The sequence below is a fragment of the Robertmurraya sp. FSL W8-0741 genome (assembly GCF_038004005.1).
In the GTDB taxonomy this organism is placed as follows: Bacteria; Bacillota; Bacilli; order Bacillales; family Cytobacillaceae; genus Robertmurraya; species Robertmurraya siralis.
Window position 1 is genome coordinate 4,351,370 of the sequence record NZ_JBBOQG010000001.1, and the last position, 13,414, is coordinate 4,364,783.

Sequence of the window (13,414 nt, forward strand, 5' to 3'; positions counted from 1 at the left end):
TGCATACCTAAGGAGGCGTTAGAAATGATTGAAACTCCCCATCTAATAAGCAAATTTCAGGCTATTTTTCAAACAAGGACTGTACCGAGAGTCTTTTTTGCCCCAGGGCGAATTAACTTAATCGGTGAGCATACCGATTATAACGGAGGTCACGTCTTCCCTATAGCGATCAACTACGGCACTTATGCATTGGGCAGCATACGGGAAGATCAAAAGCTTCGCTTTTATTCAATGAATTTTCCCGAAACGGGTATTATTGAATGCGATCTATCTGATTTAGCCTATCATGAGCAAGACAACTGGGCAAACTACCCTAAAGGAATGCTCTTATTCTTGAAAAATTCAGGCTGTAAAATCCTTCAAGGAGCAGATCTCTTTTTTTATGGAAATCTCATTCATAGCGCCGGCCTTTCTTCCTCCGCTTCCATCGAGCTTGCAACTGGTGTTTTGAGCAACGGATTATATAATCTAAATATGGCTCGAATGAAAATGATTCGAATCGGGCAAATGGTTGAAAATCAATATATGGGTGTGAACAGCGGAATTATGGACCAATTTGTGATTGGTATGGCAAAAACGGATCATGCCCTTCTCCTAAATTGTCAAACATTAGAGTATAAATATGCACCCATTCTTTTAAATGATTACTCGATTATCATCATTAATACGAATAAACAACGGACATTGGCAGGATCCAAATATAACGAGCGGCGAGCTCAGTGTGAACAGGCTCTTATGGACCTTCAACAGAATCTGTCCATAAATAGTTTAGGAGACTTAACCCCTCAAGAGTTTGAGGCTCATAAATACCTCATCCGTGATGAAATCAATCGCAAACGGGCAAAGCATGTCATTTATGAAAACGCTCGCACATTAGAGGCTTCGAGAAAATTACAGCAAGGAGATCTCCCCTACTTCGGAAAATTAATGAATGAATCGCATCACTCTCTAAGGGACGAATATGAAGTAACTGGATATGAGCTCGACTCGATAGTAGAGGCTGCTTGGAAACAGGATGGCGTTCTAGGTGCCCGAATGACAGGAGCAGGCTTTGGAGGCTGTGCAATTGCTATTGTTCAAAAGACCAAAGTGAATGATTTTAAGAGCAATGTCAACCGAATATATAAAGAAAAAGTTGGCTATGACGCTGATTTTTATCCTGCTTCAATCGGGGACAGAGCAAAAGAAATCAGGAGGAGATACTAAAATGAGTGTGTTGGTACTAGGAGGAGCAGGTTATATCGGATCTCACGCAGTCTATCAGCTTATTGACCAGAGCGAAGATGTAATTGTTGTCGATAACCTCGAAACAGGGCATAAAGAAGCAGTACATCCAAAGGCCAAATTTTACGAAGGAGATATTCGTCATATCGAGTTTCTCCGCACTGTATTTAAAAAGGAATCGATTGATGCCGTTCTCCATTTCGCAGCCAACTCCTTAGTTGGTGAATCAGTAGAAAAGCCACTTAAATACTTTGAAAACAATGTATATGGAACACAGATCCTTCTCCAAGTATTGACAGAATTTAAGGTGAAAAATATGATCTTCTCCTCCACTGCAGCAACATATGGAGAGCCTGTATCTGTGCCGATTACAGAAACCATGCCGACCAATCCAACAAGTCCCTATGGAGAAACAAAACGGATGATGGAAAAAATCATGAAATGGACTGAACAAGCGCATGGCATCCAGTATGTCTCCTTACGTTATTTCAATGTGGTAGGAGCAAGAGAGTCTGCTGAAATCGGAGAGGATCATCGACCAGAAACACATCTAGTCCCCATCCTTTTACAAACAGCACTAGGGAGGCGCCCTCATATAATAATGTTTGGTGAAGACTATGATACACCAGATGGTACATGTATTCGTGATTATATCCATGTCGAGGATTTAATTGATGCCCATCTGTTGGCTTTAAAATATTTAAGAGAAGGTGGAAAAAGTACGATCTTAAACTTGGGAAGTAATCGCGGATTTTCTGTCAAAGAAATGATTGAGGCTGCAAGAAGGATCACAGGAAGAGAGATTCCAGTAAAGAACGGACCACGCAGAGCAGGCGATCCGAGTATATTGATTGCAAGTTCTGAAAAAGCTAGACATGTGTTAGGTTGGAATCCTACTCGTACTTCCGTCTCAAAAATGATTCAGGATGCTTGGAATTGGCATTCTACACATCCAAAAGGCTATGAGAAGGACGTGTAGGGAATGATTGAAGAATATATAACGGGTCTCATTCATCAAGCGTTGAAAGTTGATCTAATTGAGCCAGAAGATCAAATTTTCACTAGAAACCAAGTTTTAGGATTGCTAGAAATCGAAACATTTCCAGAAAGAAAGGTTTCCGCCTATATGGATTCAATCCCGAATCTTCTGGAGAAAATCATTATGTATGCAGTTAAACACGGCACCATCCAAAATACGCTTTCTGCCAAAGAAATTCTAGCAGCAAATATTATGAATTGCTTTATGCCGAAGCCATCGGCTGTAAATTCTGTTTTCAATCAGAAATACAACGAAGAGCCTAAAAAAGCGACCGATTATTTTTACAATCTAAGTAAAAACAGCAATTATATACAGTTGAACCGCATCGCAAAGAATATTTCCTATAAAGTGAATACACAGTATGGCCAAATGGACATTACCATTAATTTATCCAAGCCTGAAAAGGAACCTGAGCAAATTAAACGGGAAGGTGAATTTAAAAACAGCAGTAACTATCCAAAATGTTTATTATGTATGGAAAATGAGGGATATATCGGAAGAGCTGATCATCCGGCTCGAGCTAATCATCGAATTATACGCATTCCTCTCAAAGAGAATAACTGGTATTTGCAATATTCTCCATATCTTTATTATAACGAGCACTGTATTTTATTTTCTGAAGACCATCGTCCGATGAAAATACATCGAAGAACATTTGAAAATATACTCCATTTCACGGCAAAATTCCCCCATTACTTTATTGGCTCAAACGCTGATTTACCTATTGTAGGGGGATCGATTTTGAGTCATGATCATTATCAGGGCGGAAACTATGAATTTGCCATGACAAGAGCAAAAGAGGACTTTTCCTTTAAACTAAAGAATTATCCAGAAATTCACGCTTCTGTCCTCCATTGGCCCATGTCTGTCATTCGATTGAGGGCGGAAAACATCGATGTTCTTGTTGAAGCTTGCGAAGATATTCTTCAAACATGGAAAGGCTATTCTGACGAACTCGCTCAAATTATGGCCTATACAGAAGATACTCCCCACAACACGATTACACCCATAGCGAGAAATCGAGATGGAATGTACGAAATCGACCTAGTACTTAGAAATAATCGAACAACTAAAGAACACCCACTGGGAATTTTCCATCCTCATGAAGATGTTCATCATATCAAGAAGGAAAATATCGGTTTAATTGAGGTGATGGGGTTGGCTGTTCTTCCACCACGATTAAAGGGAGAATTGGTCGAAATTCAAGCTTTTCTTTTAGGTAAAGTTCAACAAGTGGCAGCCAAGCATTCCGTTTGGGCAAAAAAATTAAAAGCGACCTATGAACATCTGACAAATGAAGAACAGGTCAATTATATATTATTTGAAGAACTGGGAAAAAAATTTGTCAAGTGCCTGAAAGATTCCGGGGTTTTTAAAGAAAAAGAGGCTTTTGAAAGATTCATAAATACATTGAATAAATAGGTGAAAATACAATGAATATTGAAATGAAGAAGATATTTGATAAGTGGCAGGAATACACACTAGCCAATGATCGGGGCATGTCCATTCATGTATTAGATTTTGGGGGAATCATTACAAAAATATTCGTACCTGATAAATTAGGAAATAGGGAAAATATCGTCCTCAGTTACCGGGACTATCATGATTATGAAATGAACCCTCACTATTTAGGTGCCATCATTGGTCGAGTTGCCGGAAGAATCCAAAATGCTTCCTTTGAATTAGAAAACAAAACGTATCAGTTGACGTCCAATAACGGAAAAAACCATTTGCACGGTGGTCCTGATGGATTTCACAGGGTCCTTTGGAAAACAACTCCGTTTCAAACAAAGGATACTGTTGGTGTAAAATTTACCCATAAAAGCTTAGATGGTGAAGGTGGTTATCCTGGAAACGTTGAAATAGTCGTCACCTATACTCTAACCAATGATAATGAGTTTATCCTAGACTATGAGGCAAGTAGTGACCAAACAACGCCCCTGACATTAACGAACCATTCCTATTTTAACTTAAGTGGTGATCTAAAACGTTCCATCGAGGAGCACCGTGTCATGATTTTCAGTAGTAAGTTTGTCGAATTAGACATGGATTTAATTTCCACTGGGAAGCTTATCGATGTGGAAGGTACCCCATTTGATTTTCGTAATGGCGGATTAACGTTGAAAACTGGGTTTCACAGCTCCTTCGAGCAAAATGTCAAGGTTGGAAATGGTTATGACCATTATTTCCTCTTTGACGAGCAAGAGGATGTGAAAGCACTCCTTGAGGATTCCATAAGCGGAAGAATCATGACTGTTAAAACCAATCAACCGGGAATGGTGATGTATACCTCCAATTCAATGGACAAAGGCTGGAATTTAAGAGAGTGTCTTTCACAGAAGTATTTAGGTGTTTGCTTTGAAACTCAAGGTTCACCCGCCTCCTTACATCAACAAGGCTTCCCTAGCATTATTTTAAAAGCAGGGGAAAGATACGCAAAACAAACCGTATTTTCGTTTCGTTTGAAGGATGATTAATTTCATCAAAAAGATAGGCTGATCCTCCCGTGGTTTCAGTCTATTTGGATCGGCGGATCAAATATTTCAATTAATAGCAAAGCAACAGCTCCTAAGATCGTCGCATCCTCACCCAGACGTGTAACCGTCACGACCGTTTCCTTTGCCTTATTGGTTAGTACCTTCTGTTTCACCGTTTCAAGGAGTGCCGGCATAATAAATCTTTCACTTTTCATTACCCCTCCCCCTAGAACAATCTTGCTTGGATTGAAGAGATGAATCAAATTGGCTAAGCCAATTCCAATCATTTTACCTGTCTCTACAAGAAGATCTGCATAAGCTTGGTTCCCATTTAAGGCAGATTCGTACACTTCTTTTGCTGTAAGATCGGCAGAAAACTGTTTACCTGCCCTTTTAGCAATGGCAGCCCCGCTTACAAACGTTTGAAGACAGCCCTGATTTCCACACTCGCAAATATCCCCATTAATATCAATAGTCATATGACCGAATTCTCCTGCTATCCCTTGCGCTCCGTGGTACAGCTTTCCATTGATAACAACTCCTGCCCCTACACCACGTCCAATATTCACAGCAACCATACTTTCAAAAGCTTCATGCCCGCCAAACCAAGATTCACCCAAAGCAAAGGCTCTTGCATCATTTTCTACCTTTACAGTTATGTTAAACTCTTCTTCGATTACAGATTTAATTGGGATATTTTTCAAATTTAAGATTGGAGCAACGAGGGAGGTTCCTGTATCTACATCAACCACCCCATGCATGGCGATCCCGATTCCAATGATTTTATCTTGTGCTTGAAACACCCTTTTTATCGTAGCTATTAAAACAGCAAGAAACTGATCATTTGTAATCGGTGTATCTAACTTACTAGCGGCCCGTTCATAAATGGTACCCATTAAATCGGTAAGGATACATTCTACCCGTTCTGGCCCTGCATCTACTCCAATAACGTAAAAACCATTCTTATGAATATGCAACATCGTTGGTCTGCGCCCACCGCTGGAGGAACCGAGCGTACTCTCTCTTACAATCCCTTGCGCTATTAGTTCTTTTACAATGCTGCTGACAGTCGGAGGGGTAAGGCTCGTCTCTTTGGCAATCTGTGCTCGTGAAATTGGTTCAGAAAGCCGAATTTTATTTAAAATGATTGATTTATTGACCGATTTCATTAATTGAAACGTACCACGCTGCATGAAACATCCCCCATAAAATAATTATTGTCATTATAACATAGTAAATTAATTTAATTAAGAAAAGAAGAATATTAATTAGATATGAGGAGCACGGTATGCCTTTTCCTTCTTGTGACAGAATATACTGTCTATTGTTTGCAGTGACATTATCCCTTTGCAAATAGCGTTTAACGGTGAAGCATTTATCGCACTGAATGTAATCGAGGAGCTCTCCGAGTCTTCTATGTCAATTGCAAAGAAGCAATCTAGAAGAATTCAATAGATTTATTGCATGCGTTAGCTTAACATAGGTGTAGTTCCAGATTCCCTAAAGGAAACATGGCACATTAGAAGGCAGCTCATCTATTAGATGAGCTGCCTTTATGGTTTATAACCCAGGTGTAACAGAAAAGAAATAAATTGCCTGTAAAAAGATTCCGTCCTTGACCAACTAAACATTCGCCAAATTAAAAAGACCAGCGTTTGTTTCGAGTGAGTTTTTCAAGGTTGCTGCCAAACCTTAATCCATCTAATCTCATCGTCAAAACTTTCTCTCGCTCTTTGTAAAATCTACTAGCCTATCAGGAAACTGAGTTGTTCTTTATTGAACATTCTTCTACTCTTTTATTAATACTTTAACTACCAGCTTCTTGACATTTTGAGGGGTGTTAACAGATATACAAGGCATATGTGCATCTTCTGGGGCAAAATAGGCAAACATCCCCTCCTTAACCGTAAAAAAATCACCCTGCCCTTCTAAGAAGAATATATCATTTTCTTCATTATAGTCCTCTTTCATTACCATTTCATTTACATTACAATACCCCATCTTTTCCTGTCCAACCATTATGCACTGTATATCACTATATTTCCGATGAGCTTCCCAGGCTCCCTGTTCTAACCCTTTCGTTTCATATTCTGATATGACCGCAAAAACATTCTCACCATCAATTGGGTATTTACCAGATTCTAATTGGGATAAATCTGTATTTTTAATAAAGTGAATAGCTTTTTGAAAATGGCTCCCCATATTGGCTAACTGCTCAATATTATTTAGTGTATCAATCATCATTTTTTCATATCTCCAATCTGAAAATCTTTCAATTTTTTATTCTGGAGTCAATCTCATGATGATTACCAGCACCGATTAGGTCAATCTTCAATCATTGCAAAAGTAGTCCCTTATTTGAAATAACCCAGTCGCTGTGATATTTTTTCCGCCGATTGAAGTAAGTTAGAAATATTGGATTCCTTGTTTATTTCCATTCGCTGCGTTGGACCAGCAATACTTACCGCAGCTATAACATTTCCTAAATGGTCAAAAATTGGCGCAGCAAAGCAAGTCAGTCCTTCTTCTATTTCTTCATTATCTTGAGCATACCCTTTCCTGCGAACTTCATTTAATAGTTCTTTTATCTCTTGGGGATCTGTCATTGTCTTAGATGTATATTTTTTTAAGTTTCCCTTGAGATTACGCTCCACTTCTTTTGATGGTAGATGGGCTAATATCACTCTGCCAAGTCCCGTACAGTACGCAGGGCGTCTACTTCCTAATTTAGCTGTCGTTCCAATGGCGTTAGTACCCTCCTGTTTGTATAAATAGATAATTTCAGTGTTGTTATAAACCGCTAAGAAGGTTGTTTCTCCAACCTCTTCTGATAATTCCTGTAGTAATGGAATACTGGCCTTTGCCACATCAGTAGCCATTAAGCCTTTTATTCCTATTTCCAATGTCTTAATCCCTATCGTGTACGATTCGTTTAATCCATTTACTTCAATAAATTCGTGATTCTTTAAGGTATTAACAATTCGGTGTACTGTAGTCTTTGGAATATTTGTCTGTCGAACAATCTCCGTCAGTGTAATCCCATTAGGATGAAGAGAAATTGTTTCTAAAACTACTAACAAGTTATCTAAAGTACTATTTTTTTCATTCATAGTGATTACCCACCTATCATATTCCAATGCTCATTGGTCATGGCTATTTTTTATATTATAAATAAATCGGTATGATAATCCCGATATTATTTTTAATATAATCCGGATCATTGATATATTTTGGTCTCTTCTTTATGAAATTTTAATTTTTCCATCCTTTACTTACTAGGTTTGCCAAAGGAAGACCAAACTCTCTTGCTCACTCTTTTCTGTTTTTTTCGAGATAGGAATCCCTTATCCAGTCAATCCTCATTTTATCCATTTTCACATTTAAAGCATTCCTTATCAGATTGCTCCCGGCCCTGGATCAATCATCATTCAGCTGCTCTTAGCAGTCAACCATTTGCCCTCCTTTAAACTGACATAACAGGAAGATTGATTCCTCAATTTATTCAATATTATAAGCCAAAAAATACTAATAAAACAAAATAAATCACGAGAATGACCAATCCTACTGGTACCCCAACCTTTGCCCACTCTTTACTTGATATATTTAATTTACCTGCTGATATTATATTTGGAATATTTCCTGGGATTAACATTCCACCACTAACAAGTAAGCCAAGTAGAATGGCTTCAACTGTTTTCTCCGTCATGACAGGGCTAATTTCAGCTGCTGCAAGAGTTGCATTATCTAATACAGCCGACAACATATTTATCCAATATAAGACCTTTGGACTTAAATCGAGCAAATAAGTATTTATTAAAGGTTCAAAACCCGCTCCAAGCATTGTTAACCCAAATACGAATAAATAGATTTTCAATGCACGAATAAAAATTTCCAAATATGACTCTGATTCCTGAACCTCTTTTGTGCCAATTTCTTCATTACGTTTAACAACAAAAGCCGTAAAGAACCCTATAACAAATACTCCAGGAATGACAAGTGGTCCAACAAGATCGAATAAATAGAAGAAGTCCTCTTCCATTTTACTCGTAACAATTGTAGAAAGTGGTTCACCGATCGGTGTTAATGTTGCTCCAAGACCGATAGAAAAACAAGCCAATACTGTTAATAGAATTTCATCTTTCCTAGCCAACGAAAGATTTCCTACAATTAATACAAGAACTAATGCTGCAATAATAGCTGTAATGACACTGGAGAGCAGTCCCAAAATAATGACCATTAAGGCAATAAAAAGCGGAAACGGGATTTTATGACTGATTGAGTCAATGATTGTTCCAAATTGTCTCTGGTACCATTTGAATAATAGTCCAGCAATTAAAACAGCTGCTGTAATCTTTAGCGGATCTTCCAACGCTTTTAGTACTAATTCCTTGTTCAATACGCCTCCTACTAGTGCAGCAAGGATTCCCATTATAAATAAGAAATACTCTAAATTGGATTCTATTTTTCGCACGGTAAAGGGCAGGAACAGTACAAGTAACAATATTATGAATAGACCTAGAATCATGGCTCTTCCTCAATTTCATAATTAAATATATAACCATTATTTCACTTTTCTCATGAGAATAAACGATTTATTATTTTACTAAACCGGCTAATTTGGGAATTAACATAGATATTTCTGGAATATAAGTCGTTGCTATTAATACAATTATGACAACTGCAAAGAACGGCATTAACGGTTTAATAACCGACTCCAGTTTTAATTTAGCGACCTTTGTACCGACGAATAAGACAGGGCCCACCGGAGGAGTAATCGTTCCAATGCTTAAGTTCAATACCATTATGATTCCGAAATGAACCGGATGTATTCCTAGCTGTGTAACGATAGGCAATAAAATTGGAGCAAATATCAATACTGCTGGTGTAGGGTCCATAAAACAACCTACAATCAGTAAAAGAACATTAATAATTAATAGAATAATAATTTTGCTATCTGTTACTGATGTCAATAGCTCTGCAATAAGAGCAGGAATATTAGTAAATGACATAACCCATGACATTATCGATGAAATACCAATTAGAAAGGATACAACACAGGTAATTTTTGTCGACTCCAATAAGATTTGTGGTAAATCCTTAATCTTTACAGTCCGATAAATAAAGGAAAGTAACAGTGAATAAACAACCGCCACTGCAGAACCTTCAGTCGCAGTAAAAAATCCTACGAGAATCCCACCTATTACAATTACAATTAATAAAAGACTAGGAATTGCCTCCCAAATATAACGAAATTTCACTTTCCAAGTTATTTTTCCTTCACTTTTATAGCCAAGCTTTTTAGCTATAAAGAAGGCAACGATCATACAACCTAAACCCCATATAACACCAGGAAGATAACCTCCTAGAAAAAGCGCAGCAATTGATGTTCCACCACTTGCAAGGGAATAAACAATCATCAAGTTACTAGGTGGGATAAGCATACCTGTAGGTGCTGATGCAATGTTGACAGCTGCACTGAATTCCCTTTTATAGCCAGCCTTTTCTTGTTGGTCTGTCATTGTACTTCCCATTGCCGCGGCAGCAGCTACCGCTGATCCGCTAATTGAACCGAAAAGCATATTGGCCACAATATTTGTATGTGCTAAAGAACCTGGCAATCTCCCCGATAACACCTTTGCACAATTTATCAACCTTTGGGCTATACCCCCGTTATTCATGATCACACCTGCTAAGACAAAGAATGGAATGGCCAGTAATGAAAAGGAATTCATCCCCGTAAACATTCTTTGGCCTGCTGTGAGTAGCCCCTGTTCTAAAGGTAGAATCATGAACATTCCGACGATTGATGAAAGTCCAACTCCTACAGCAATTGGGGCACCTAAAACCAGGAACACCGCTAATGTAATTAATAAAGCCAATCCAACAGATGCGGCTGTTGCCATTATGTTTCCTCCTAACCAATAATAGGATTAATTAAGTAACTCAATATTATTTCTTTTTTTGATTACATCATAAATATTGTATACACAATAAAACAGGATGAAGAAGCTGCTGATCGGCATGGCGATATACATATAACCAATAGGTATTTGTAGAGCTGCAGAGAGCTGATTCCATGCAATTTCTGTAGCAAGCATTCCACCAATAGTGAGGACCGTAATGGCGAAGAAAGCAGTGACTAATTCAATTAATATTTCCGCACCTATTCTTAGCTTTCTAGGTAATTTTTCTTTCACAATGACAACAGCCAAATGTCCTCTTTCTCCAAAAACAAGGGCACCGCCGAACAATACTAGCCAGACAAACGAGTATTTAGCCAAGTCTTCTGTAATAAGGCTCGGATTATGTAATATTAACCGTGTAATAACCTGCCACGAAACTAGAATCACTAGTAAAGTGAATAGAGCTACACAAATCCTCCCCAGGACAATATCAATCCACTTTTTTGCAGTTTCCACAAAAATCACCTCATCAAGTTCGTGAATGGAAAAGACTATCCTATGAAAATAAATATTCTGTTGCTGCAAGCTGCTCATCAACTTTGCATAAATGTACAATTCAAATATCTCCATGGATAGCCCAATCTGTTTTATTAATTATTGAGCATTTTCAACAATCTTTTCATATAACTTCTTTGTATTTTCATTAGCACTTGTTTTTTCATCAATTAAAGGTTGTACTGCTTGTTGGAATGCTTTCAGATCTACCTCATTGAATTTGGCGCCTGCAGCCTCAGCCTCAGCTTTTGCTCGTTCTACTTCTTTATTAAACATTTCTACCTCGGAATCAACCGCTTTAGAAAGTTCCTCTTTAAATACCTTTTGATCCTCTTCTGACATTCCAGCTAATAGCTCTGCATTAATGATCAAATAGTCCGGAATCATTAAATGCTGTGTATAGCTATAGTATGGAGCGATTTCCACGTGTTTTAAATCATTAAAAACTAACTCGTTATTTTCTCCGCCTTCTAACACACCAGATTGGATAGCTGTATAAACTTCACCTTGCCCCATTGGCGTTCCAGTACCACCCATTCGCTCCATCATTTGGACGTTGGTATCGCTTTCCATAATACGAATCTTCATCCCTTTTAAATCCTCTGGTGTTTGAATTGGTTTTTCGCTGTTATATACGTTACGAACTCCACCATGTAATGCAGCAGCAACTGTAATACGCTCTTTCTCAAGCGAGGCGTATAAATCGCTTACAATATCAGGATTATTAATAATGCTCATTTGGTGATCTAATGAGTTGAAAATATAAGGTAAGTTAAATACTGCGAAATCAGGGTTTAAATTTTCCATTAATGGACCTGCAACGATGGACATAGCAATTGTTCCTGATTGAACGAGTTCAACCGTTTCACGTTGAGCACCCAACAATTCATTTGGAAAAATCTCTACTTTATATTTACCATTCGTTTTTTCTTCAAAGGACTTGCCGAATTCTACCATTGCCTTATATTGCGGATGTTGTTCTGTTTGGTTAAAAGCAATTTTTAAGACCTGTGTTTCTCCCTTGCTATCACCTTCACTTGTGCCTGTCTTGTCACTACTACCACAAGCCGCAAGTGAAAAGACCATTAATAAAGTGGCGAAAACTGCTAATAGTTTTTGGATAGACTTTGTCATTTTTTTTGCTCCTTTTTCGATGGATTTATTCATGATTTAAAAAGTATTTTAATTTTAATGATTGAGATTTCAGCTAAACTAAAATTCTACTAAACCTGAAATCAGAATAGAGCACTTGTTATATCTATTTTTCTACCAATCTAGAAGCATAAACATGGCCTGTGATATCTTGTCTGTTATCTTAATTTGTCCATTGGCACATGATCCATATCATCATAAGTAATATTCTCACCGCACATCGCCCAGATGAAGGAATAATCCTTTGTTCCAACACCTGAATGTATGGACCAGCTTGGTGAAATACATGCTTGTTCATTAGCTACAACTAGATGTTTCGTTTCATCGGGAATCCCCATTAGATGAAAAACCCTCATATCCTCTTCCATATCAAAATACAGATAGGTTTCCATTCTTCTCTCATGGGTATGGCAGGGCATTGTATTCCAGGAGCTTCCTTGAGATAAAATGGTGTATCCCATTTGAAGCTGACAGCTCTCACAGATATTCGGATGGATATATTGGTAAATTCTCCGCTGATTCAATGTTTCCGGTTCCCCAGCTAATCTGGGTGTAATCTTATTAATACTGATTTTTACGTTAGGGTATTTATGATGTGCAGGGGTAGACACGATATAAAATTTAGCCGGATGATCTGGGTTATCAGACTTAAATGCTAATTCTTTAGTTTCTTTCCCAATGTAATATCCATCCTGCTTATTCATTTGTTCTTCAGTTCCTTCAATGATTATTGAACCAGGGCCACCAATATTAATGACTCCCAGTTCACGGCGTTCCAAAAAGTATGAAACACCCAATTCAGAAGAAAGTTCAATTGATAATGCTTCATTCTTTGGCATAACACCGCCGAATATCATACGATCATTATGAGTGTAAGTAAGTTTCACTTCACCTGGAACAAATATTGTTTCAACAAGAAACTCTCTGCGCAGCTGTTCGGTCGAATAATGGCGAATATCTTCTGGACTATGTGTATAACGTGTTTCCAATCCAACTCTTCCTTTCATTACGGAAAACTATATTTCCGCTATTATTGATTTTCTTTAGATGCTACCGAGAAATCA

The 13,414-nt window shown here is 37.9% G+C and carries 12 protein-coding genes; 4 read left to right on the plus strand and 8 right to left on the minus strand.

The genetic code is table 11. From position 1 onward, the window contains the following. Window positions 1-24: 24 nt before the first annotated feature. From NST02_RS21230 to NST02_RS21245, 4 genes are read left to right on the plus strand one after another with little or no spacing between them, the layout of a single operon-like run. Complete coding sequence (locus tag NST02_RS21230) at window positions 25-1,206, plus strand: galactokinase (RefSeq protein WP_340949753.1); 1,182 nt, start codon at window positions 25-27, stop codon at window positions 1,204-1,206. 1 nt (window position 1,207) lies between these two features. Beyond that, window positions 1,208-2,203: a UDP-glucose 4-epimerase GalE gene (gene galE, locus NST02_RS21235; RefSeq protein ID WP_340949754.1), complete on the plus strand. Its 996-nt coding sequence runs from the start codon at window positions 1,208-1,210 to the stop codon at window positions 2,201-2,203. Window positions 2,204-2,206: 3 nt separating this feature from the next. Continuing rightward, complete coding sequence (gene galT / locus NST02_RS21240; protein ID WP_340949755.1) at window positions 2,207-3,685, plus strand: UDP-glucose--hexose-1-phosphate uridylyltransferase; 1,479 nt, start codon at window positions 2,207-2,209, stop codon at window positions 3,683-3,685. An 11-nt stretch (window positions 3,686-3,696) separates the two neighbouring features. Continuing rightward, on the plus strand, window positions 3,697-4,740 hold the full coding sequence (locus tag NST02_RS21245; protein WP_095309747.1) for an aldose epimerase family protein: 1,044 nt from the start codon (window positions 3,697-3,699) through the stop codon (window positions 4,738-4,740). Between the two features lie 35 nt (window positions 4,741-4,775). On the opposite strand, the gene NST02_RS21250 is transcribed toward NST02_RS21245, so the two are convergent. The 8 genes from NST02_RS21250 to kduI all read right to left on the minus strand — a co-directional run bounded on the left by NST02_RS21250 (window position 4,776) and on the right by kduI (window position 13,339). Then, window positions 4,776-5,933, minus strand: coding sequence for an ROK family transcriptional regulator (locus NST02_RS21250; RefSeq protein WP_137742940.1), 1,158 nt, complete (start codon window positions 5,931-5,933; stop codon window positions 4,776-4,778). Between the two features lie 595 nt (window positions 5,934-6,528). After that, a complete protein-coding gene (locus NST02_RS21255) occupies window positions 6,529-6,984 on the minus strand; it encodes a YhcH/YjgK/YiaL family protein (protein ID WP_095309751.1) in 456 nt (151 codons plus the stop codon). A 110-nt stretch (window positions 6,985-7,094) separates the two neighbouring features. Beyond that, window positions 7,095-7,850 (minus strand): IclR family transcriptional regulator, encoded by a 756-nt coding sequence (locus NST02_RS21260; RefSeq protein ID WP_340949757.1) that lies wholly within the window; start codon window positions 7,848-7,850, stop codon window positions 7,095-7,097. A 398-nt stretch (window positions 7,851-8,248) separates the two neighbouring features. Then, window positions 8,249-9,265: a DUF1646 family protein gene (locus NST02_RS21265; protein WP_095309755.1), complete on the minus strand. Its 1,017-nt coding sequence runs from the start codon at window positions 9,263-9,265 to the stop codon at window positions 8,249-8,251. Between the two features lie 70 nt (window positions 9,266-9,335). Further along, entirely contained in the window at window positions 9,336-10,643 is a 1,308-nt protein-coding gene (locus tag NST02_RS21270) for a TRAP transporter large permease (RefSeq protein WP_137742941.1), read from the minus strand. A gap of 27 nt (window positions 10,644-10,670) precedes the next feature. Then, window positions 10,671-11,159: a TRAP transporter small permease gene (locus NST02_RS21275; RefSeq protein WP_095309805.1), complete on the minus strand. Its 489-nt coding sequence runs from the start codon at window positions 11,157-11,159 to the stop codon at window positions 10,671-10,673. A 138-nt stretch (window positions 11,160-11,297) separates the two neighbouring features. Beyond that, window positions 11,298-12,332 (minus strand): TRAP transporter substrate-binding protein, encoded by a 1,035-nt coding sequence (locus tag NST02_RS21280; RefSeq protein WP_235879404.1) that lies wholly within the window; start codon window positions 12,330-12,332, stop codon window positions 11,298-11,300. A 176-nt stretch (window positions 12,333-12,508) separates the two neighbouring features. After that, a complete protein-coding gene (gene kduI, locus NST02_RS21285) occupies window positions 12,509-13,339 on the minus strand; it encodes a 5-dehydro-4-deoxy-D-glucuronate isomerase (RefSeq protein WP_095309761.1) in 831 nt (276 codons plus the stop codon). Between the last annotated feature and the right edge of the window lie 75 nt (window positions 13,340-13,414).